The following is a 21,718-nucleotide window of genomic DNA, read 5'->3' on the forward strand; positions in this document are numbered from 1 at the left end:
CCAAGGAGATGTCGCCGTGAACCATCGCCCGCTGAGCCTGTACGTTGACGCCCATTTCACCAGTCCCTACGCGATGTCGGCGTTTGTGACCCTGCGGGAAAAGGGCCTTGAATTTGAACTGCTCACGTTGAACCTCGACACGGCCGAGAACCAGACTGACGCGTACACGCACTTGTCGCTGACGGGGCGCGTACCGACCCTGGTGCAGGGTGAGTTTGCGCTGTCCGAGTCGTCGGCGATCACCGAGTACCTGGAGGATGTGTTCCCGCAGGTGCCGGTGTACCCGGCCGAACCCCGCCAGCGGGCGAGGGCGCGGCAGGTGCAGGCGTGGTTGCGCAGTGACTTGATGCCGATTCGGCAGGAACGCTCGACCCTGGTGGTGTTTTACGGGCTCAAGGGCGAACCGCTGTCGCCGGTTGCTGAAGCAGCGGCCCACACGCTGATCAACGCGGCGCAGGCGCTGTTGGCCGACGGTCGCGACTACCTGTTCGGCGCGTGGTCGATTGCCGACATGGACCTGGCCGTGATGCTCAACCGGCTGATCCTCAACGGTGACAGCGTGCCCGCCAACCTGGTGGCGTATGCCCAGCACCAATGGCAACGGCCTTCGGTCCAGGAATGGGTCAAGCAGGCACGACCGTCGCTGTAGTCACCTCCTTAATTACTAAGTGAATCCTGATCCATGAATATACTGTCGAGTGACTCCCGCCTGCCGCTGTACCAGCGTTTTCGGGATCATCTGATTGAGCAGATTGCCAATAATCACTGGCGTGCCGGTGCGGCTATTCCCCCTGAAGCGGTGTTGTCCACCCAGTACCAGCTGTCTACCGGCACCGTGCGTAAAGCGATCGAGGCATTGGTGGGCGAGGGCATTCTGGAGCGCCAGCAGGGCCGTGGTACGTTTGTGCGCCGCCCGAAGTTTCAGTCGTCGTTGTTCCGGTGTTTCCGCTTCCAGGGCCCGGGCGGTGAATGCCAGCTGCCGCAGAGCCGGATCCTGTCGGTCAAGCCGGTGAAGGCGCCGTTGTCGGTGAGCGAGGTGCTGGGGCTGGCAGCGGATGCGCCGGTAATCTGCATCGTGCGGGTACACGTGCTGGACACCGGGCCAGTGCTGGCCGAGGAAATCTGGCTGCCGCGCGAGCGGTTCCAGGCGCTGCTGGACGTGGATCTGACCCGGCAGGGATTGCTGTTGTACCCCACTTACGAAGAAGTCTGCGGGCAAGTAGTCGCTTCTGCCGAGGAAGCCCTCACCGCCGAGTCCATCGATGACGTGTGGGCCCGCTGGTTGCAGGTGCCGGTGGGCAGCCCGGTGATGGTGATCGAGCGGCTGGCCCGGGATTACGCCGGCCAACCCCTGGAGTTGCGACGCGGCCGTGGCCACGCCGAACATTTCCGTTATCGCGTGGATATACGCTGAGCTTGAGGCGCGGTGCTATTCGGCTTTGAGCAGCACCAGCCAGCTTTGCACCACCCGGCGGTCAAGGTCTTCCCAGTCGGCCATGCCCAGCACCCGGGTGGTGTTCAAGCCGCGCAAGTAGCCACGCAATTGCTGGGCAATCGCGTAGACCACTTCCGGTTCGGCGGCGTTGTCCAGCAGCACTTCCTCATAGTCGACCAGGTAATCGGCAACCCGCTCGCGAAACTCCGGAAGCACAGCTTCACGGATGCGATCGAAGGTTTTCTGGTGGGGCTTCATAGGCGTTCCTTATCATTTTGTGTGAGGCGGCCTGCACGACACTATTGCTCTAGATAATAGTCACCATCAAGTATTGCGAGTTCTGTTTTTCTGAAAAAGGAGGACAATTGCCATCATTGAACATGATGTGCAAGGACCCTGCGATGAGGACTTTTACCGGTTTGGCCCTGGTGGCGCTGCTGATGAGCACAATGGTTGGCTCTGCGTCGGCCGGGGGGCTTCAAGCCAGCCACCTGGCGCCAATCGTCGCCAGCCCGGTCGGGTTGCAGCATTCGCAATCGGTCGGCGTGCTCTACAGCGACAACACCCTCGACAACCTTGAGTACCTGGCGCGCTACCACGCCATGGCGGTCAATGGTGCCAAGGGCCAGCTGGACGAGCAGATTCGCCAGGCCTTCGTCGACAGTTCCGACCCGGACCTGGCGATTGACTGGCTGATGGCGTCGTTGCGGCACACCTTTGCCTCGGTCACCCGTTACGACAACCTTGATGCGCTGTTGCAGGCGCACCCGGATGTGGTGGTGATGCTCGATACCTACAACCAATTGCTGACCCAGCGTAATGATCGGGTGGAAGCGCGGTTTGTTGCCAAGTTCTATGACCTTGACCTGCAATACATCGCCAAAGCCGAGGGTTCGATGCAAATGCACTTGCCTAATGTGTGGGTACATGACAAAACGGCGCCCCAGATCGCTGCACAGATTGGGCAGCAGCGCGACGTTCAGTTGAACGCATTAAAGCAGTTCGATGCCTCGCTCAAGGCGTTGGTCGCTGCCGGTTAGCCCACTTCGTTTATTTTTCAGGAATTTTTATGCGCGTGTTGTTAGTGCCAGCGATGGCTTCTGCTTCTTTATTGATGACGGGCTGTGCATCCGCCCCCAATGCCCCAACCCTTACCCTGCAAACCGCCAAGGACCCTGAAGCCTACGTGCAGTGCGTGGTGCCCAAGTTCGAGAAAAACGGCATGACCTCCACGGTCACGCAGAATTCGCGGCATGCCCGGATCGTGGTGAGCAGCAAGATCGCCGCGGACAACATCCTCGAAGTCTACAAGTCCCAGGACGGCGGCAAGGTGTTCCTGTACGAGCGCAAGCCGTTGGCATCGACGTTCAAGCCGTCGCGGTTCGAGCATGCGGCGCAGGATTGCCTGTAATCGACTGGGGCCAGTCTGTGGGAGCTGTCGAGCCCCAGCGAGGCTGCGATAGCATCGCTGCGGTATGACAGTGACACCGAGGTGATCCCATCGCAGCCTCGCTTAAGCTCGACAGCTCCCACAGTTGATCTTCATTGTCTTGAGCGAATGATTCAGCTCGGCTTTGGCTCGCTGCTGAACGTATCGACCGCTTTCACCAACCCCTTGGCCGCCAACGCCACCAACTCACCGCCTTTTTGCGGGGTGGCCAGCGCCGGGTCTGAACCCATGCGCCCATCCGGGAATCGCGCGCGGAAGTCGCGGGCTTCGCGGATCGGGCCGGTGTTGGCGATTTGCGGCGAGTAGTCAGCCGACTTGATCGCGTCCGGGTAGGCCCATTGGGTCACGGCAATCTCCGACGGCGTGGCATGGCTGCCATGGCCCACCGGGAACTGCTGGTGCGCCAGTTCGTTCACGCCTTCCAGGTCCCACCAGTTGCACAGTTTCAGCGCATAACCCGACGGGCGCCCGCTGAAGCTGGCTTCGGCATACAGCTCGGAGAACGCCGCTTCGATCGAGGCAATATTGCCGCCGTGGCCATTGAGAAACAGGATCTTCTCGAAACCATGGCCTGCCAACGAACGTACCCAATCGCCAATCGCCGCGATAAAAGTCGAAGGGCGCAGGGAAATGGTGCCCGGGAAGCCCAGGTGGTGCTGGGCCATGCCGATGTTGAAGGTCGGGCCGATCAGGATGTCGGCGTTCTTCTGCGCTTCATGGGCAATGATTTCCGGGCACATCCAGTCGGTGCCCAACAGGCCGGTGGGGCCGTGTTGTTCGTTGGAGCCGATGGGAATCACGATGCTGCGGCTGCGTTCCAGAAACTGGCCAATCTCGATCCAGGTGGATTGATGTAAAAGCATCTCAGGTTCTCTCTCTCATCAAGCCCAGGAACACGGTGGAGTTCCTGGTGGCGTGAGCCGCATGGTGCACGGCAACAGCGAGAGCATCAACCGCCTTTGACAGTACCGGCACTCGCCATCTGGCGCGGCTTGCAGTTGAGGTAAGCCGAGGACTTCAGCCAGCGCTGGTCGGGGTACCAGGAAAACATGAACTGGCCGTCCTTGAGTTTGTCCACCACCTGGCGCGCTACCTGCGGGCGTACGGCGGGGCAACCCTGGCTGCGGCCGATACGGCCTTCGCGCTTGCTCCACAACGGGCTTACATAGTCGGCGGCATGGATCACGATGGCGCGGTCCCGTGCACGGTCATTGAAACCCGGTTCCAGGCCGTCCATGCGCAGCGAGTAGCCATGGGCGCCTTCGTAGCTCTCCTGGGTGCGGAACAAGCCAATGCTGGACTGGTAACTGCCTTCACGGTTGGAGAACTGGGTGGCGAAGTTTTCCCCGGATTTTTGTCCGTGGGCCACCAAATCCCGCAGCACTAATGTCTTCTTGCGCAGGTCGAAGATCCATAGGCGACGAGCGGTCGAAGGTTGGGAATAGTCGATCACCGCCAGCCGGTCGGACTGTTCGATGCCATTGCCCACCGCGCATTGCATGGCGCTCAAGGCTCTTTTCAGTACATCGGGGTTGAGTTCTGGAGCGGCGTGGGCGAGGCTGCTATACAGAGTAAGAGGTTTACCCGTGTCTGCGAGCGCAACGGTGCTCAGCGAGGCAAAGGTCGAGATGATCAGGCCGAGTCGGCAGCAAAAGGTCAGCATGTATAAAGCATCTCCGCCGTGGATGGGAGCTAAGCGATTGTTCAAAAAACACGCATGTTACTTGAGCATTTGCCTGCTCGTTGCACCGCTGGTCGCGACAGCCGAAGACCTGTTGGTGGTGTCGCCGGCCCCGGTGCAATTGGCGCTCTCGCAATTGTCGACCGTTTGCCCAGGCCCGGCCGGGCAGGTCGATGCGCCTTCCCTGGCGCGTTTGCAGGCGTTTTATCAGCAGCAGGGCGACGTGGTGCTGTGGTCCGAGGGGGATCGCCGCGCCGCATTGCTAGCCCAACTGCAGTTGCTGGCCGACGATGGCCTGGACCCGACTCACTATAGACTGCCCCCGGCGGATGCCACGGGGAACGTGCTGTGCATCGATATCGGTACCAGCCAGCAGTACCTGCAAGCCCTGCAGGACCTGCATTTCGGCCGCTTGCAGCAGTCGCGCTTCGAGCCCGTCTGGCATTCGCAACCGGCCCCGGACCCCGACACCCAATTGCTCGCCATGGCCGAGGCCGGCATGCAGAACGTCGCCCAAGCCTTCGACCAGGCCCGGCCGAGCGCGCCGCTATACCTTGGCCTGCGCAGTGCCTACGCCGCCTTGCGCCAGCAACCGTTGCAGCATTGGGAGGCCGTGGCCAGCGGCCCGTTGTTGCGCCCGGGCATGGACGATTCGCGGGTGCCGCAACTGGCGCGGCGAATGGTCAATGGCGGCTACCTGAGCGCCACCTCCGCGGGGACGCAATACCGTGGCGAGTTGGTCAACGCGGTCAAGACCTTCCAGCAAAGTCATTCCCTGCAAGCCGACGGCGTGATCGGCCCCGGCACGGTCACCGAGCTGAACATCAGCCCGGCGATTCGCCGCGAACAATTGCGCATCAACCTTGAACGGTTTCGCTGGCTGTCCCGGGACCTGGAACCCGAGGGCGTGCTGGTGAACGTGGCCGCGGCGCAACTGAGCTTCTACCAGGGCGGCGTGCCCGTGTGGCAAACCCGCCTGCAAGTCGGCCGCGCCGACCGCCAGACGCCGCTGCTGAAGTCGCGCATCACCCGGCTGACCCTGAACCCCACCTGGACCATCCCGCCCACCATCATGCGCGAGGACAAGCTGCCGGCGATCCGCCTGAATCCCGAATACCTGCGCCAGCAGAACCTGCAAGTGCTCGACAGCCAGGGCAACCCGCTGGCACCGGAACAGGTCGACTGGTCGCACCCCGGCAACATCCTGCTGCGCCAGGGCGCCGGCCCGCGCAACCCGCTGGGCCGGATCGTGCTGCGCTTTCCCAACCCGTATTCGGTGTACTTGCACGACACGCCGAGCCAGCCGCTGTTCTCCAAGGGCCCGCGGGCCTTCAGTTCGGGATGTGTGAGGGTTGAGCAGCCACTGCTGCTGCGGGACTTGCTGGTGAGCCCGGCGGAGAAGATCCGCACCGAAGAACTGCTGGCGACGGAAACCACCCACGAGTTCCGGCTCGCGACGCCGGTACCGGTGCTGCTGGGGTATTGGACGGTGCAGGTCGATGGCAAGGGCGCGTTGCTCTACGCGCCGGACATTTACGGGCGCGACCCGGTGTTGATGAAAGCGATGGAGAGTGCGCTCTAGGCGCTTAGCTGAGCGTTGATCAAGGTCAGCGCCTCATGGGGAGACACGCGCGCCGTATCGACGGTCAATGGCGACTCGGCCCATGGCTCATATTCATGGGCCAGGACGGAGTGCCAGGTGGGCGGCGTGAGCCCCGCAATATCGCTGGTGCGTGACTCCACGCGGCGTTCGTGTTCGTGTGGGTCGGAGCACACCACCTGGATATTCACCAGCGGCTTACCGGCGCTTAGCGCAGTGTTGCTCCACGCCTGACGACTTTCAGCCACCGGGTTAACGCAATCGACGACAACCGTGCGGCCCAGCAACAGGTTGCTCAACGCCAGCGCATTGGCCACCTGGTAACCGCTGCTGCCCACACCTTGCTCCAGGACCCCTGCATCGCGGATGGCCTGCTCGATGGTGTCGATGCGCAGATACACGGCGCCGGATTGGCCGGCAAGGGCCTTGGCAATTGTGGTCTTCCCGGTGCCGGGCAGGCCGCTGAACACAATAAGCATGGTCGATCCTTCGAAGGGGTGAGTCGGCTCAGTCTACCGGGCGACTCACTTCAAATAACAGGCGCTGATCCAGTCCGAAGGCTTGGGCGCGAGTTGTTCGGCCACTGGCAGATACCGGGCGTCCAACTGCGCCGCCAGCCAGTACAGCGTATTGCTGCTTTTCGGGTTCCATTCGCCGCTGTAGCCAGGCTCACCTACGCGGGCCCGGTCCCGGTCGAACTGCACGTGGGTATGCACGAACTCTTCGTGGCTGCGCTGGCCTTTGGCATACGGCGCCAGCCAGTCCAGTGCTTCGCTCAGCGAGCCACCGTGGGGCGCGGTGACGTCCAGCCAGTTGCCGCCAATGCCGTAGGGCTTGGCCGCCAGCGCGGCCTGCACCAGCGGCTCCAGGTCGTAGACCACATAGTGCAGGGCGTCACGGTCCTGGAAGTCGCTCACCGAGCCGTCGGGCAGTACGTTGTCGTTGATCTGTTGCCGGAACAGCTGGAAGGCCTGTTCGAGCATCTCGCGGTCGCCCAGTGCGGCGGCGGCCACCGTGACCAGTTTTACGCGGTGGCTCTGCCAGTTATTGGTGTTGGTGGCTTTCTTTTCGCCGTGGAACTGCTTGATGCGCTCGATATAGCCATTGCCCAGGTTGGTCAGCAGCGCGCGGGTGGCATCGCGGGTCTGGGGGCGAAGGTCGCTGGCGGTGAGGGCGTAGGCGCTGATCAGCATGTCGAGGTTGGTTTCGTCGATCGGGTTGAAGTCCGGCTGGTAGGTGCTGGCCCACGCGCTCAGGTAGTCATCCACTTGCTTGAGGTAGCGCGTGTCACGGCTCAGGCGCCAGGCCAGGGCCGCCTGGCGCATGACTGGCCAATCCTTCTCGGCGGCGATGCTTTGCTCGCGGATGCCGTGGTTCGGCAGGGTACCTTCGGTGTGCAGATGGGGCAGGGCGTCGGGCTGGTCGCCGAGGTGGCGCTGGGCGGCAGCCAGCAGCGATTTGGAGGTCGGATTCGAGGTGGCGGGCTGGCAGGCACTCAGGACCTGGGGCGCGGCAAAGGCGGCGTTGGCGAACGCGGCGAGCAGCGCGGCGAGGGCCACGGTGTGCAGAGGGCGTTGGAGCATGCTGTTCCTCAGGGATGGATTGACCCGATCGGGGCGCAGCCACGCTACCATGCCCGTGATGGGAGTTTGATGAAATACCCGCCAGCCCCCTATCCTAGCCCGCCAAGCCCGGTCGAGAACAGGACGCCCCATGACTTTGCAGTTCGTGAAGATGCACGCCCACGGTGATGATTTCATCGTGATCGACCGGCGCGGCCAGGATGACCCGATCACCGCTGAAATCGCCCGCCGCCTGGGTGACCGTCATCGCGGCATCGGCTTCAATCAATTGGCCGTGGTGCTCGACTGCACTGACGCGGCCGCCCGTATCACATTCTGGAACCCCAACGGCACCCCGCTCGACACCTGCGGCAGCGCCACCCGCGGGGTTGCAGACATGCTGATGCGCGAAGCCGGCACTGCCACCCTCGTGCTGCGAACCAACCGGGGGCTGCTGACCTGCGTGCGCGAATCGGCGCAGCGGGTGTCGGTGGACATGGGGCCGCCGTCATTGGGCTGGGAAGCTATTCCGCTGGCGCAAGCGATGGACACCGAACGCTTGCCGCTGGAGGGCAACCCGGCGGCGTGCAGCATGGGCAACCCGCACTGCACCTTCTTTGTCGATGATCTGGCGACGGTCGATATTGCGGCGGTTGGCCCGTCACTGGAAACCCACCCGTTGTTCCCCAACAAGACCAATGTGCATTTCGTGCAGGTACTCGACCGGTGTCATATCCGCCTGCGCATCTGGGAACGGGGCGGCGGCATCCCGCAGGGCTCAGGCTCGTGCTGTTGTGGCGCGGTGGTCAACGGGATTCGTCGTGGGCTGCTGGATAACACCGTCGACGTGCAATGCGATGGCGGTACCGTGACGGTGCATTGGGATGGGCGTGGCGGCGTGGTGTTGACGGGGGCTGTCCAAACCGTTGTTCACGGCACTGTGGCTGCCGCGCTCATGGGTGGCGCAATGGAAAGTGCACACTGAAGATGGTGCCCCGGTCCGGGCTTGAGCTCACCGAAACACCTCCATCATGGGCCTTGGCGATTTCCCGCACGATAAACAGCCCCAGGCCAACGCTACGCACCTCACTGTCTTGCTCCGTGCCTCGGGTCATGGGCTCAAACAAGCCAGCCATCAACGCTTCGGGAATCGCCGGGCCGTGGTTATGCACCGAGAGCCGGCTCTCTTGCGCGTCTTGGTGCGAGGTGATGGTAATCGGCTGTTGCAGGTCGCCGTACGCCACGCTGTTGGCCACCAGGTTGCCGATGATTTGTTGTATGCGGTCGGCATCCAGGAACGTGCGGGCGCTGCCCGTGGCGTGATGTTCGAGGGTCGCCGTGGGGAACGCCACCCGCAACTCGTCGAGACTGTCACGGGTGACGGCGTGCAGGTCGAGTGCTACGGGATTGATGCTGATGCCCTGGCCGACTCTGGCCTGGGTGAAGTCCAGCAAGTCGGCGATCATCCGCTGCGCCCGTTCGGTGGACAGGCCGATATGCCCCAGGAGTTGGCGCTCCTTGGGGCTGCGCTCGCCACGGGCGAGGAACTCCGAGGCCATCTTGATCGCGGTAAGCGGGTTCTTCAGGTCATGGCTGACAATCGCGACCATCTGCTCGGCAAACAGCGCCCGGCGCTGGGCGATTTCATAGGCGCTGCTCAGTTCGGCCTGGGCCTGATGCAGCGCGACTTCAGCGGCGGTCTTTTCCTGCAGCAAGGCTTCAGCCAGCTTGCGGGCGTTGAGCAGCTCGCGCTCGTACTTGTCGCGGTCGGTGGTGCCGAAAAGGGCCAGTTCGTTGTAGGCAATACCGGCATGTTCGTGCCTGACGCCGTTGAGCAATACCGTGACGGTGCGCCGGTCACGGTGCAGCAGGTCGAGTTTCACTTCGGCGATGGAGCCCTGCATTTTCATCAGTGGCCCCAAGTGCGTCTGATGGAAGATCCGCCCGCCCATCGTCAGCAAGTCCTGGAACCGTCGTTCTTTCAACTCATCGATGCTGAAGCCGGTCCAGTCGCTGAAGCACTGGTTGGCCTGCACGATGGTGCCGTCTTCCCGGGTGACTACCAAGGCGCAGGGCGCGCCGTCGAACAAACGTTGAGGATCCGGCAACGACAGGTTATCGACTGGCATCGGCACCTACCCATGGCAACAGGAAACTGTCCATGGCCGCTGAGCAGGCCCCAGGTGCACTCATGTGCGGGCAATGCCCCACGTTATCGACCAGGCAATACGTGCTGGCGGGCAACGCCGCGTGCAGGTATTCACCCACGCAGACCGGTGCGATCAAGTCGTCGGTGGATTGCAGAATCAGGGTGGGGGTCATCAGGCCGGCGATGTCCTGGCGGTTGTCCGACAGGAACGTCACCCGTGCGAAGCGCTTGGCGATGTCGGGCTCGGTGCGGCAGAAGCTGTTGGTCAGTTCTTCGCCGAGGGCCGGTTGCCCAGGCGCGCCCATGATCACCGGGGCCATGGTGCTGGACCAGCCGAGGTAATTGCTGTCGAGGGTATCGAGCAATGAATGGATATCCTCGAGGGTGAACCCGCCCGTATAGGCACCGGAATCGATATAGCAGGGCGAAGGGCCGATCATCACATGGGCGGCGATTTTTCCGGGGGCCTGGCGATCGGCCAGGGCGCCGATCATGGCGCTGACGGAGTGCCCCACCAGCACCACCGGGCCCGCGGCGTATTCATCAACAATCTCGCCCAGGTCATGGGCATAGCCGGCGAGTGAGCTGTATTTTTCGCTGTCGTACGCGCCCAGATCGGACTGGCCAGCCCCCACCAGGTCATACAGCACGACGCGGAAACGGCCGGTGAAGTGAGGAAACAGATAATTCCACATGGTTTGATCACACCCGAAGCCATGGGAGAAAACCAGGGTCGTGGGACCGCTGCCATACACCCTGACGTTGTTGCGCTGCTGAAGGTCCATGGCGTTCTCGTGTAGGGCGTGTGTGGGGGGGGCGTAAGTCTAGATAGTCGGTGGCGTCGGGTCACCTGTTTATAGCGTCGATAGGGTAAAGTCGGCCGATTCAGGATGAAACTTCAGGTAACAAAACATGATGGTGTTCCTACGGCAATGTGTCTTGGGCTTGCTACTGATCGTTTCCGGCTCGCAGGTGTGGGCCGATACCGTTCCCCCGGCGCCGGTCACGGTTGCGCTGGACCAGCGCGTGATCGACCTGACCCAAACCCTCGACGCTGCCACTCAATCGCGTATGACCACGCAACTCGCCGGTCTGGAACAACGCAAGGGCGCACAGGTGGCGGTGATGCTGCTGCCGAGCACCCAGGGCGTTGGCATCGAGGACTTCGCCAACCAACTGTTCCGTGCCTGGAAACTGGGGCGCAAGGACGTCAACGACGGCATCCTGCTGCTGGTGGCGAAAGACGATCGCAAGGTTCGGATCGAAGTCGGTTACGGCCTGGAGGGCGTGGTCACCGACCTGCTGGCCCACCGCATCATCGAGGAACACATCACCCCGGCGTTTCGCCAGGGCGATTACGCAGGCGGCGTGCAGCAAGCGGTGGACGACCTGACACTGTTGGTGGACGGCGGCAATTTGCCCGAGGTGGCCAAGGCCGGTTTCCCGCCTGAAGCGTATGCGGTACTCCTGGCATTCATGTTTGGCGGGGTGGTCGGGGTATTGATGGGGGCCGAAAAACTCCCTTGGCGCCGGGCCCTGATGGCGGTGGTCGTTGTCACCGTGGTGCTGGTCGCGGTTGCGGGCGGCAAGGACTGGCCGGTCTATTTGCTGTTGCTGCCCCTGTGCATGCTGATCGGTGGCGCTACTTTCGGCGCGTTGTGGCAGGCGAGGGCGGCGTTTTACACCGTGCTGGTGCTGTTGGGCTACATCGCCGGCGTGCTGCTGACCGATAACTTCGTGCGCGAGATATCCCTTATTCACTGGCTGGCTTATCCATTCGCAGGGTTGCTGGTCCTGGGCCTGTATCTCGGCCTGTTCCTGGTGATGAAGAGCATGTGGAAAGAGAGCCAGGGTGGCTTTATCGCGCGGCTGGTGGCGGTGCTGGTGGTGTACGGGATCGTGGGGGCATTGATTGACAAGGGCGCCACGGGATGGCTGCTGGCGTTTCCCTTCGCTTCGTTCGCGGCGCTGTTCATCTTTGCCCACGGTATCAGCGGCGGGTCGGGGTCGGGGTCTGGTGGGGGCTCCAGCTCCTCCGGTTCGAGTTCCAGTTCCAGCAGCAGCTCATCGGGTGGTGGTGGTTCCAGTGGTGGGGGTGGGGCGTCGGGGAGTTGGTAAGCCTCCCCCGGAAGCTAGGCGGGCTTGTAGGCAATCCAGCCCTTGAAACTGAAGCCCGCGTAGAACAGTTCCACACCTTCAAAGCCTGCCTCCCGTAGCAGCGCTTCATCATCGTTGGGTGACAGCACCGGCAAGTGGCTGCTGATGGCGGCAATCGCCCGCTGGGCATCTTCAGCCGGTACGCCGGAATCCACCGCATAGGCTGCATAACGCTTCAGCCAGCGCGCTTTTTCCTCTGGCGAGGATTGGGGGAAGCTGTGATGCGCCGCAATCAAAGGCGCGCCCGGCGACAAGCGCCGCCACAGTTCTTTCAAGGTTTGCAGACGCTCTTCGGCCGGGATGAAGTGCAAGGTCAGCAAGGACGTGGCGGCATCGAACGGCCCCTCGGGCGCGGTATCGATATAGCCTTCATGCAACTGCACCCGGGCCATCAGCTGACCCAAGGTGGCCTCGGCCAGCTTCAGCATCTCGGCAGACGGGTCCACCCCCACAAACTGCCACTCGGGCTGGCTGTCGGCAAACTTCTTCAACTCCAGGCCGCCGCCTGCACCGAGTACCAATACCTTGCCGGTGGCCGGGACGCTTTCGCGCAGCAACAGGGTGGTCATGCGCTGCAGGGACTCGAAACCCGGCACCAGCCTCACCGGGCCTTCGGCGTAGCGGGCGACAGCGTCGGGATCTGAAAACCAGGTCATTGCTGGCTCCTGTTGGCGGGGGAAGCGACAACCCTACTGGGGCAAATTCAGGCTGGCAATTGAAGAGATGTGCAGTTGTGTTAAAACGTTGCCTTTGCTGATTTTGAGAGTACCCCTCGAATGCTTCCCGACATGCTTATCCGCGATGCACGGCCTGAAGACGCGTTATGCGTTGGTGTGCTGGGCATGCAGGTTTTTCTCGATACCTACGCCACCGAAGGCATTCGCGACTCAATCGCTGCCGAGGCGCTGCAAGCGTTTTCGCCCCAGACGATTTCCGCGCTGATCGCCCAGCCGGGCACGGCCATCATCGTCGCTGAATCCAACGGGCATCTGGTGGGGTTTGCCCAGGTGGCGATGGATACCGGCCATGCGCTGATCTCAACCCCGAAGGCGGCGGAGTTGCAGCGGCTCTACATCCAGGAACGGTTTACCGGGCTCGGACTCGGCTACCGTTTGCTGCAAGCGGCTGAACAGCGCGCAGGGCAGGGTGGCGCTTCTTTGTTGTGGGCGACGGTGTGGGTCGGCAACGAGCGGGCGCTGGGTTTTTATCCGCGTCGTGGTTATGAGCTATTGGGGGCGCCTACGTATACGTTCCAGAATGAAACCCATGAAAATCGGTTGTTTGGTAAAAGACTTCAGTCTTAACGCGTGAGCAATTGCACTTAAGAAAATCGAAATAATGTCGATATGATGTCATCGCTCACAAGGACCGTTTATCCGATGAAAGTGTTAAAGCTCGCCGTTGCCTGTGTATTCCCGCTGCTCGGCGCCTGTTCCGACTACCACTACAAGAACTACCAAGGCGATTGGGCCCCGGAAAAAATGCAACCGGTCGACCTCTCCGACAACCACCCGAATGCAGCGCTGGTGTACTTCGAAACGTTCCGGGTACGTGAACTGGGCGTGCCGTTTCACCGCTTGGTGTTGGCCACGGAAGTAGACGGCGTTGCGCTCCCGGGCGCCGGTCGACGTTCAATCCTTGATGTGTCCGGTGAACAGGCGCTCAAGTTGGCTCCGGGCAAGCATTCATTGCGCTGGTGCAACGTGTCGATGAACGCCTTGGGCACCGGCGGCGCCTTCTGCAACAAAGGCGCCGATGATGTGGTGTTTGCCGGGGGCCAGCGGTATGTCGTGACCTTCCGCATGACCGCCAGCACCAAGGGCTACCCGGGTGCCTACAGCGTGGAGTACCGCACGTACTCGACGATCAAGAACCTGGATACTCAGGAAGTCATTTTTCCGTTGGAAGGACAGGGTGATGGCTGAGCGCCTCGCACTGGAGAAGTTGGCTTATCTGGAGTTCCTGCGCCTTCTTGAGGCGAGTCATTTTGAATCGCAGCGCACCGGCCAAGCGTTCTACAACCACTTCGACTTGCACCGGCTTTCGGATCAACAAGCGCTAGCTGGGTTGTATGCGGCGGATGGGCGTCAGGCGATAAAGCTGATTGAGCGTATGTTCGACATCGAGTGAAGTAAGTTCCTCAGAGCATTTTGCTCAGGAACACCCGGCTGCTGCCTTCCGGGTCGCACGGGATTTCACCAAACCGCACCCAGCCATTCTTCTCGTAAAACTCCGGGGCCTGGAAACTGAGGGTGTACAGCATCGCCGAGCGGCAGCCACGATGACGGGCTTCGTCTTCGAATGCTTTCAGCAGCGTTGTGCCCAGGCCTGAGCCACGCAGGGCCTCGGGCAGATAAAACAGGTCGAGAAAGGCCATGCCGAGGCTGGTTTTTCCGGTGATGCCGCCGAGGGTTTCACCGGTGTCGGGATCCTTGATCAGCACCGTCAACGGACGTCGGTCATTGGACCCGGTGACGTGCTCGTTGAAGGCGGCGAGGCCGCTGCCCAGGAGCTGCTCGGCTTTGGCGTCTGGCTGGTCGCCGACCTCAATCAGATGCGGCTTCATAGATCCATCACCATCTCATGCCACGCCATCCCGCCGTGGTCCGACGCCGACGGCTGCACATAGCGATAGCCCATGCGCTTATACAGCTCCACATGCTGGTCCTTGCACATCAGGTGAATGGTCTTCTTGCCCATCGCCTGCATGCGCTGCACGAACTCCGTCATCAAGCGCGTGGAGTAGCCCTTGCCTTGCTGGGCGGGATCCACCACCACCGACATGATCACCACATTCGGCGCATCGGCTGAATGCCCGACCAACTCCTTGAAGGCCTCATCCGACATCACCACTTCATCGGCGCAACCGCAGTTGATGAAACCGACCACAACACCATCCGCCTCCAGGATCAGAAAGCCTTGCGGGTACAGCGCAATGCGCGTGGCGATCTTTTCCAGGGTCGCGGCTTCGTCGCCTTCGTAGGCGGTGATTTCGATTTCGTAGCAACGGTTGGCGTCGGCGGGGTTGGCGTTACGGAAGGTGAGGGCGGGCATTGGGTTACCGGAGAAGTTGAACGACGGCCCCCATGATAAAGAAAGAACACCCCGACAGCACCGCCGAACACAAAACCCACTCACACCACCGACCCCCTGTGGGAGCCGTCGAGCTTTAGCGAGGCCGCGATGGCGGCCTTCCTGGAACCATCAATATTCGCCAAGCCGGATAACTGGAAAACCCGCAAATGCGGGTTTTCTCGTAACTGAGCCAGGCTCTATTAAACCCCACCCACCAACTTCCCCCCCTCCAACCGACGCTTATACGCACTGTCCCGACTCGCCAACCAGAAATACAACGGCGACGTCACCACCAACCCCACCAACCAGGACAAATCCGCCCCGTTGATATGCGCCGAAATCGGCCCGACATACAGCGGCGTATTCATAAACGGAATCTGCACCACAATCCCCACCGCATAGGCCACCAGCGCCTGAGGGTTGTACCGCCCGTAGATCCCTCCATCCACGCGAAAGATCGAACCGATGTCGTACTTGCCCTTATGGATCGCGTAGAAGTCGATCAGGTTGATCGCCGTCCACGGCACCAGCACCACCAGCAGCACCAGCACCATGTCCACGAAGTGCCCGATAAAATCCTTCGACGCAAACACCGCCGCAATCGAGCACGCCGCCAGCACCAGCACCGAGATCACGGCACGCGCCTTGGCGGTCGGGATCCAGCGGTAGGCAAAGGTCTGTACCAGGGTGATCAATGACAGCACGGCGCCGTACAGGTTAAGTGCGTTGTGGCTGATCACGCTGAGCAGGAACAGCAACAGCATCAGCGGTCCAATGGAGCCGGTCGCCAGTTTGACCGCGTCCATGGTGTCCATGCCCACCGGCGTAGCCAGTACCGCAACCGCACCAAAGATGAACGACAGGCTGGAACCGAGCACGGTGCCCAGATAGGTGGTCCAGAAGGTCGACGCCACCGGCACATCCGCCGGCAGGTAGCGGGAGTAGTCAGACACATACGGCGCAAACGCGATTTGCCACAGCGCGGCCAGCGACACGGTGGCCAGCCAGCCGGAGATGTTGAAGTTACCGCGCGTCAGGAAGTCGGCCGTCTGCACATGGGTGAAGATGTAGCCAAACCCCAGCACGATGCCCGCGCCCAGCACCCAGGTACCGATGCGGTTGAGGACGTGGATGAAGCGGTAGCCGATGATGCCGATGATCCCCGAGCCGATGGCGCCGATGACGATGCCTACCGGTACCGGGATCGCGTCGACGACGCCGTGCAGGGATTTGCCCGCCAGTACGATGTTGGAGGCGAAGAAGCCGATGTACATCACGCCGGCGATCACCACCACCAGCAGTGCGCCAAGGGAGCCGAACTGGGCGCGGCTCTGGATCATTTGCGGGATGCCCATCTGCGGGCCCTGGGCCGAGTGCAGCGCCATCAGCACGCCGCCGACGAGGTGGCCGACGAGGATGGCGATGATGCCCCACACCAGGTTCAGGCCGAACAGTTGCACGGCCAGCGCGCCGGTGACGATGGGCAACGGCGCGATGTTGCCGCCGAACCACAGGGTGAACAGGTCTCTTACCTTTCCGTGGCGATCTTCCGGGGGCACGTATCCAATCGTGTGTTTTTCGATAAGCGGGGCGGAGGATGTTGCAGTGGTAACCATGACGAGCTCCAAGGCAAGGTGAGTACGTTGACGTACTTCGCTGGGCGGCGCGTGTGCGTCGCTTTTGTTGTTGGAGTGATCATGTGCAATGGTCACAGGGAGGTAAATTAGTAAGTTTGTTGCTATAGACCTTAAAAATAATATCTCGCGGGTTTTTTTGCTCCGGTATGTTGCATGCACTTGAATCAGTGTGAAAAAGCCGATTTTCACGCACTTGTTTGGGGCGAAATCCCACGTTTATGGAGGTCCCGATGGCTGCCTATAACCTGCGCCAGCTCAGATATTTTGTAACCACGGCCGAGTGCGGCAGCGTGGCAGAGGCCTCGCGCAAGCTCTATATCGCGCAACCGTCGGTGTCGACGGCCATCAAGCAGTTGGAAGACAGCTTCGGTGTGCAGCTGTTTATCCGCCATCACGCCCAAGGGGTGTCACTGACGCCGAGCGGTGCGCGGTTCTATCGCAAGGCCCTGGAGCTGCTGCGGGTGGCCCATGAGTTTGAGCAGAACGCCCTGGCGGACAATGACGTGGTGGCGGGGCAGATCGATATCGGTTGCTTCGAAACCGTGGCACCGCTGTATTTGCCGCGCTTGATTGCCGGTTTCCGGGAGCGTTGGCCGGGGGTGGAAATCCGTCTGCGCGATGGCGAACAACAGGAACTGGTGCAGGCGCTGACGGCCGGCAGTATCGATGTGGCGATGCTGTTTGAGCATGACCTGGGCAGCGCCATCGAGACCACGCCGCTGATGCCGCCGCAGCAACCCTATGCGTTGCTGCCGGCAGATCACCGGTTTGCGCAGCAGGCCAAGGTGTCGTTGGCGGACTTGGTGCTGGAACCGATGATTTTGCTGGATGTGCTGCCGAGCCGGACGTACTTCGTGAGCATCTTTGAAGAGCGTGGGCTGACGCCGAATATTGTCTTCAGTTCGCCGTCGATCGAGATGGTGCGGGGGATGGTGGGGCGCGGGTTCGGGTTTTCGATCCTGGTGACCAAGCCGTTTTCGCCGTATTCCTATGACGGGCAGAAGCTGGTGTGCGTGCCGTTGGCGGAGACGGTGACGGGGTCGGGGTTGTCGGCGGTGTGGTTGCGGCGGGCGCCGTTGACCAAGCCGGTGCAGTTGTTTGTGGAGTATTGCCGGGAAGAGCTGGCGCGGTTGTTAGGTTAGACACAGAACTAAAAATGTGGGAGCGGGCTTGCTCGCGAAAGCGGTGGATCAGTCAATACATCGGGTGACTGTCACACCGCATTCGCGAGCAAGCCCGCTCCCACATTTGGCCCGCGTTTCAGGCGCGAATCGAGTCGAGCATGCGCAACAACATGGCATCGCAACCTTTCAGTTGCGCAACACTCACAAACTCATCCGGCTTATGCCCCTGGTCCATGCTCCCAGGCCCGCACACCACCGTCGGAATGCCCGCCGCATCAAACAACCCACCCTCGGTCCCGAACGCCACGGTGCCAAATTCCCGCGAGCCGCAAAACGCCGCAATCAGCTCCGCCGCCTGGCTGCGCTGGTCGGTGGCCAGCCCCGGGTACGCCGACAACTCACTGAAGCGAATCGCACTCTGCCGGCTCACCGCCTGCATCCGCGGCAACACCTGCTGCATCGCATAGGCTTGCAGCTCCTCGGCCACTTCACCCGGGTCCATCGAGGGCAGGGCGCGCACTTCAAAGTCAAAACGGCAATCGGCAGGCACGATATTCAACGCCTTGCCCCCGGAGATCACCCCGGTTTGCACGGTGCTGAACGGCGGGTCAAAGCGCTCGTCCTGATGCACCTTGAGGCGCTGGCCGATTCGCCCCAGCTCACCAATCAACTCGGCCGCATACTCGATCGCATTCACGCCCTGGGGCGCATACGCCGAATGGCAGGCCTCGCCATGCACTTCACAGCGCATGGCGAGCTTGCCTTTATGGCCCAGCACCGGCTTCAACTCGGTGGGCTCGCCGATAATGCACAGCAGTGGTTTCACCGGCCATTGTTCCAGCACCTTGAGCAACGAACGCACCCCAAGGCAGCCGACTTCCTCGTCGTAGGACAGGGCGATGTGCACCGGCATGCGCAAGTCTGCGCTTGCCAAGGCCGGCACCAGCGCCAGTACACAGGCGATGTAGCCCTTCATGTCCGCCGTGCCCCGGCCAAACAGCTTGCCGTCGCGTTCGGTCAACTCAAACGGCGGCAACGTCCACGGCTGGCCATCCACCGGCACCACATCGGTGTGCCCCGACAGCACAATCCCGGGCATATTCGCCGGGCCGAGGGTGGCGAACAGATTGGCCTTGCTGCGCTCATCGTTGTAGATCAACTCGCAAGGCACGCCGAACCCTGCCAGGTAATCGCGCACGAACTCGATCAGCTTCAGGTTGGATTCGCGGCTGGTGGTATCAAACCCCACCAGCGCCTGCAGCAGTTCGCGGCTGGTGCTCATCGGTCGTCTCCGGCCACGCCGTAGCCAGGGGAGCGGTCCGGGGCGAGGGCGCGGTCGATGTAGTCCTGCACCTGTGGACGGTAGGCGTCCCAGAGCTTTTGCAGCTCGGCGATCGGCTGCTCGTCGGCCCAATCCACCCGCAGGTTGATGATCGGCCAGGTCAGCTCGCCCACCACCACCAGCGCGGCGGAATGCACCGGCCCGGCTTCGCCCCCGGCGGCAATGGCCGCATGCATCGCGGCCAGCAGGCGGTCTGCCAGTTGGCCTTCGCCTTGCTCGAAGGCCTTGACCATCGCCTCGATCACCGCGCGGTCGGCGAGCATATTGCCGGCGGCCACGCACTGTTCGCCCGACACCGCATTGTGGGTGCCAAGGGTTTCGTTGCCGCTGAAATGCACCGTGCGCCCGAGGTGATCAATCGCCGTCAGTTGCCGGTATTGGCTGTAGCCGTTGCGGGTCAGGGCCTTGTCTACGGCATCGGCAGGGGCAAGGCCTTGCTCCAATAGATCGAGTACGTCCGGGCCCAGGGCGGGCAGGGTGATGTTCTGGGTCGAAACCGCACCCACGCCGGGCCGCAGCCATGGGCAGCGGGCGCCCACGGCGATGCTCGATGAGCTGATGGCAATGCCCATCTGGCCGGTTTCCGCGCAGCGGGCGACGATTGAAAAGGTCATGTCGTGCCTCCTTGGATTACTCGGGGATGACTGCAATCACGTCGATTTCCATCAGCCACTGTGGCTGGCCCAGGGCCGAAACCACCAACCCGGTGGAGATCGGGAACACGCCCTTGAGCCACTTGCCGACTTCCTGGTACACCGGCTCGCGGTAGCGCGGGTCGATCAGGTAGGTGGTGGTCTTGACGATGTGGCTCAGGTCGCTGCCGGCCTCTTCCAGCAGTTGCTTGACGTTTTTCATTGCCTGTTCGGCTTGCGCGCGCGGGTCGCCAAGGCCGATCAGGTTGCCGTCGAAATCGGTGCCCACCTGGCCCCGTACATACACCGTGTTTCCGGCGCGTACGGCCTGGCACAGGTCATTGTCCAGGCTCTGGTTAGGGTAGGTTTCCTTGGTGTTGAACATGCGGATGCGAGTGTGAGTAGGCATCAAAAAAACTCCAGAAAAAAGTGATCAGGCGCTGACAGGTGAGGTGTGAACAACCGGTGTGGGTTCGCGGTACTCAAGGTATTGACGCTGGATGGCGATATGGTCGGCCACGTACTTGGCGTCATGCCACACGCCCCAGATAAACGACGAGCCCCGGCGCGACTGCCATGGCAAACCGAGGAAGTAGATGCCTGACTCGCTGGCCACGCCGCGCTGGTGCTGCGGCTTGCCGGCGGCGTCAAATGCATCGACCTTCAGCCAGCTGTAATCCACGGCAAAGCCGGTGGCCCAGATGATTGAAGTGATACCGGCCTTGGCCAGGTCCAGTTCCAGGATCGGGTGCTTGATGCACTCGGCATCGGGAAACACACGACGCGCTTCGGGCTCTGGCGGCAGGTCGAGGCCGTTGCGCTCGATATAGGCATCCGCCGCATCCAGCAGGGCCAGGTAGTTCTCATCGCCGCGGGCCAGGTTTTCCACCAGGTTGGGCTGGAAGCTCGCAACGCTGCCGTTGAAGGATTGGGTCAGGCCGACCAGGGTCATGCCTTGCTGGGCCAGCTCGCGGAAGTCAATGGTCTTGCCGCCGTGGGCGCCGCTCACCGCAATGGTCACGTGCTCGCGGCCGGGTTTCATCGCGGCCTGGTCCCACTCACCCAACACGCCCAGCCACCAGCAGAAATCGCGGTTGCGATAGGCACGCGGTGGGCGGTCGTGAGCACCCACCGACAGGTACACCTGGCGCCCGGAGCGTTGCAGTTCGTCGGCGATCTGCACCCCGGAGGAACCCGCCCCCACCACCAGCACCGCGCCGGCCGGCAGTTGCGCGGGGTTGCGGTAGTCGGCGGAGTGGATCTGGTGCAGCGCGCTGTCTTGAGGGGCAATCGCCGGAATCACCGGCTTCTGGAACGGCCCGGTGGCCGCCACCACGCGGTTGGCTTCGATCACGCCTTCGCTGGTGTGGATGGTGAAGCCTGGGCGACCGACATTGCGCACCACCGAGGTCACGTCGACGCCGGTACGAATCGGTGCATTGAACTTGCGTGCATAGGCTTCGAAGTAGTCCGCCACACGCTCTTTCGGCGCAAAGCCATCGGGGGCGACGTTATCGAAGGCCAGGCCCGGAAAACGGTCATGCCAGGCCGGGCCGTTGGCGACCAGCGAGTCCCAGCGGCCGGTGCGCCAGCGCTCGGCGATACGGCTGCGCTCCAGCACCAGGTGCGGCACGCCTTGCTTGCTCAGGTGCTCGCTCATGGCAACGCCAGCCTGACCGGCTCCCACCACCAGCGTGTCTGTTTTTGTTATTGCTTGAGTCATGTGTCTGTCCTTGCGTAATGCAGTTGGATTCAGCTTGGGCATGGCTTCAAGGCTAGGGGGAGGGCGGTTTTTAATAAAATATTATTAAGCTGGGAAGTGAGCATAAATATCGGATGCAGGCTCACCCTATCGGGTGATTTCGAGGATGGAG

26 protein-coding genes are annotated in these 21,718 nt (G+C 62.0%); 11 read left to right on the plus strand and 15 right to left on the minus strand.

From position 1 onward, the window contains the following. Positions 1-16: 16 nt before the first annotated feature. Both yfcF and HX815_RS10255 read left to right on the plus strand, forming a co-directional pair. Positions 17-649 carry a glutathione transferase gene (gene yfcF / locus HX815_RS10250; RefSeq protein WP_177028152.1) on the plus strand — a complete coding sequence of 211 codons (633 nt, stop codon included), beginning with the start codon at positions 17-19 and terminating at the stop codon, positions 647-649. 33 nt (positions 650-682) lie between these two features. Then, positions 683-1,414: a GntR family transcriptional regulator gene (locus HX815_RS10255; RefSeq protein WP_003210205.1), complete on the plus strand. Its 732-nt coding sequence runs from the start codon at positions 683-685 to the stop codon at positions 1,412-1,414. 15 nt (positions 1,415-1,429) lie between these two features. On the opposite strand, the gene HX815_RS10260 is transcribed toward HX815_RS10255, so the two are convergent. Then, positions 1,430-1,693, minus strand: a complete 264-nt coding sequence (locus tag HX815_RS10260) for a hypothetical protein (protein ID WP_008435390.1) — start codon at positions 1,691-1,693, stop codon at positions 1,430-1,432. Between the two features lie 143 nt (positions 1,694-1,836). On the opposite strand from HX815_RS10260, the gene HX815_RS10265 reads away from it, so the two are divergent. Further along, on the plus strand, positions 1,837-2,475 hold the full coding sequence (locus tag HX815_RS10265; protein ID WP_023658765.1) for a hypothetical protein: 639 nt from the start codon (positions 1,837-1,839) through the stop codon (positions 2,473-2,475). Positions 2,476-2,504: 29 nt separating this feature from the next. Continuing rightward, on the plus strand, positions 2,505-2,846 hold the full coding sequence (locus HX815_RS10270; RefSeq protein ID WP_003210199.1) for a hypothetical protein: 342 nt from the start codon (positions 2,505-2,507) through the stop codon (positions 2,844-2,846). Between the two features lie 152 nt (positions 2,847-2,998). Here the strand turns inward: HX815_RS10270 and HX815_RS10275 are convergent, their stop codons facing one another. Both HX815_RS10275 and HX815_RS10280 read right to left on the minus strand, forming a co-directional pair. Beyond that, positions 2,999-3,748 (minus strand): creatininase family protein, encoded by a 750-nt coding sequence (locus HX815_RS10275; RefSeq protein ID WP_102368837.1) that lies wholly within the window; start codon positions 3,746-3,748, stop codon positions 2,999-3,001. Between the two features lie 86 nt (positions 3,749-3,834). Beyond that, positions 3,835-4,548: a murein L,D-transpeptidase catalytic domain family protein gene (locus HX815_RS10280; RefSeq protein ID WP_023658766.1), complete on the minus strand. Its 714-nt coding sequence runs from the start codon at positions 4,546-4,548 to the stop codon at positions 3,835-3,837. A gap of 37 nt (positions 4,549-4,585) precedes the next feature. On the opposite strand from HX815_RS10280, the gene HX815_RS10285 reads away from it, so the two are divergent. Continuing rightward, entirely contained in the window at positions 4,586-6,148 is a 1,563-nt protein-coding gene (locus tag HX815_RS10285) for a murein L,D-transpeptidase (protein ID WP_003210192.1), read from the plus strand. On the opposite strand, the gene HX815_RS10290 is transcribed toward HX815_RS10285, so the two are convergent. Further along, the gene (locus tag HX815_RS10290) at positions 6,145-6,645 is read right to left on the minus strand and encodes an AAA family ATPase (RefSeq protein ID WP_177028153.1); all 501 of its coding nucleotides are present in this window, start codon (positions 6,643-6,645) and stop codon (positions 6,145-6,147) included. The genes HX815_RS10285 and HX815_RS10290 overlap by 4 nt on opposite strands. Positions 6,646-6,690: 45 nt before the next feature. Continuing rightward, a complete protein-coding gene (locus HX815_RS10295) occupies positions 6,691-7,749 on the minus strand; it encodes an alginate lyase family protein (protein WP_008435376.1) in 1,059 nt (352 codons plus the stop codon). 130 nt (positions 7,750-7,879) lie between these two features. On the opposite strand from HX815_RS10295, the gene dapF reads away from it, so the two are divergent. Beyond that, complete coding sequence (gene dapF / locus HX815_RS10300) at positions 7,880-8,713, plus strand: diaminopimelate epimerase (RefSeq protein ID WP_177028154.1); 834 nt, start codon at positions 7,880-7,882, stop codon at positions 8,711-8,713. Here dapF and HX815_RS10305 read toward each other — a convergent pair. Continuing rightward, a complete protein-coding gene (locus HX815_RS10305; protein ID WP_177028155.1) occupies positions 8,682-9,857 on the minus strand; it encodes a PAS domain-containing sensor histidine kinase in 1,176 nt (391 codons plus the stop codon). The two genes, dapF and HX815_RS10305, sit on opposite strands and share 32 nt — an antisense overlap. Next, positions 9,844-10,662: an alpha/beta fold hydrolase gene (locus tag HX815_RS10310; RefSeq protein ID WP_177028156.1), complete on the minus strand. Its 819-nt coding sequence runs from the start codon at positions 10,660-10,662 to the stop codon at positions 9,844-9,846. Before HX815_RS10310 ends, HX815_RS10305 begins: the two co-directional genes overlap by 14 nt. Before the next feature lie 127 nt (positions 10,663-10,789). Here HX815_RS10310 and HX815_RS10315 point away from each other — a divergent pair, with 127 nt between their 5' ends. Next, a complete protein-coding gene (locus HX815_RS10315; RefSeq protein WP_177028157.1) occupies positions 10,790-11,995 on the plus strand; it encodes a YgcG family protein in 1,206 nt (401 codons plus the stop codon). A 14-nt stretch (positions 11,996-12,009) separates the two neighbouring features. Here HX815_RS10315 and HX815_RS10320 read toward each other — a convergent pair whose 3' ends face one another. Continuing rightward, positions 12,010-12,690, minus strand: coding sequence for a class I SAM-dependent methyltransferase (locus tag HX815_RS10320; RefSeq protein WP_177028158.1), 681 nt, complete (start codon positions 12,688-12,690; stop codon positions 12,010-12,012). 132 nt (positions 12,691-12,822) lie between these two features. On the opposite strand from HX815_RS10320, the gene HX815_RS10325 reads away from it, so the two are divergent. From HX815_RS10325 to HX815_RS10335, 3 genes are all read left to right on the plus strand, one after another. Then, on the plus strand, positions 12,823-13,338 hold the full coding sequence (locus HX815_RS10325; protein WP_168197530.1) for a GNAT family N-acetyltransferase: 516 nt from the start codon (positions 12,823-12,825) through the stop codon (positions 13,336-13,338). 75 nt (positions 13,339-13,413) lie between these two features. Continuing rightward, positions 13,414-13,959, plus strand: coding sequence for a hypothetical protein (locus HX815_RS10330; RefSeq protein WP_017475120.1), 546 nt, complete (start codon positions 13,414-13,416; stop codon positions 13,957-13,959). Further along, entirely contained in the window at positions 13,952-14,164 is a 213-nt protein-coding gene (locus HX815_RS10335; RefSeq protein WP_087692434.1) for a hypothetical protein, read from the plus strand. The genes HX815_RS10330 and HX815_RS10335 overlap by 8 nt, the downstream gene beginning before the upstream one ends. Positions 14,165-14,174: 10 nt before the next feature. Here the strand turns inward: HX815_RS10335 and HX815_RS10340 are convergent, their stop codons facing one another. The 3 genes from HX815_RS10340 to HX815_RS10350 all read right to left on the minus strand — a co-directional run bounded on the left by HX815_RS10340 (position 14,175) and on the right by HX815_RS10350 (position 16,725). Next, positions 14,175-14,600, minus strand: a complete 426-nt coding sequence (locus HX815_RS10340) for an N-acetyltransferase (RefSeq protein WP_087692433.1) — start codon at positions 14,598-14,600, stop codon at positions 14,175-14,177. After that, positions 14,597-15,088, minus strand: coding sequence for a GNAT family N-acetyltransferase (locus HX815_RS10345; protein ID WP_177028159.1), 492 nt, complete (start codon positions 15,086-15,088; stop codon positions 14,597-14,599). The genes HX815_RS10340 and HX815_RS10345 overlap by 4 nt, the downstream gene beginning before the upstream one ends. Positions 15,089-15,309: 221 nt before the next feature. Then, on the minus strand, positions 15,310-16,725 hold the full coding sequence (locus HX815_RS10350) for a cytosine permease (RefSeq protein WP_003210161.1): 1,416 nt from the start codon (positions 16,723-16,725) through the stop codon (positions 15,310-15,312). A 251-nt stretch (positions 16,726-16,976) separates the two neighbouring features. On the opposite strand from HX815_RS10350, the gene HX815_RS10355 reads away from it, so the two are divergent. Next, positions 16,977-17,888: a LysR substrate-binding domain-containing protein gene (locus tag HX815_RS10355; RefSeq protein ID WP_003210159.1), complete on the plus strand. Its 912-nt coding sequence runs from the start codon at positions 16,977-16,979 to the stop codon at positions 17,886-17,888. A 118-nt stretch (positions 17,889-18,006) separates the two neighbouring features. Here the strand turns inward: HX815_RS10355 and argE are convergent, their stop codons facing one another. The 4 genes from argE to HX815_RS10375 are packed head-to-tail and all read right to left on the minus strand — an operon-like array spanning position 18,007 to position 21,609. Continuing rightward, on the minus strand, positions 18,007-19,152 hold the full coding sequence (gene argE, locus HX815_RS10360; RefSeq protein WP_177028160.1) for an acetylornithine deacetylase: 1,146 nt from the start codon (positions 19,150-19,152) through the stop codon (positions 18,007-18,009). Next, the gene (locus HX815_RS10365; RefSeq protein WP_003207324.1) at positions 19,149-19,826 is read right to left on the minus strand and encodes a DUF1028 domain-containing protein; all 678 of its coding nucleotides are present in this window, start codon (positions 19,824-19,826) and stop codon (positions 19,149-19,151) included. Before HX815_RS10365 ends, argE begins: the two co-directional genes overlap by 4 nt. A gap of 16 nt (positions 19,827-19,842) precedes the next feature. Then, positions 19,843-20,253, minus strand: a complete 411-nt coding sequence (locus tag HX815_RS10370) for a RidA family protein (protein ID WP_003207327.1) — start codon at positions 20,251-20,253, stop codon at positions 19,843-19,845. A gap of 24 nt (positions 20,254-20,277) precedes the next feature. Then, positions 20,278-21,609 carry a flavin-containing monooxygenase gene (locus tag HX815_RS10375; RefSeq protein WP_371135990.1) on the minus strand — a complete coding sequence of 444 codons (1,332 nt, stop codon included), beginning with the start codon at positions 21,607-21,609 and terminating at the stop codon, positions 20,278-20,280. Positions 21,610-21,718 lie beyond the last annotated feature (109 nt).

This window comes from Pseudomonas sp. E6002 (assembly GCF_013385565.1).
GTDB lineage: Bacteria > Pseudomonadota > Gammaproteobacteria > Pseudomonadales > Pseudomonadaceae > Aquipseudomonas.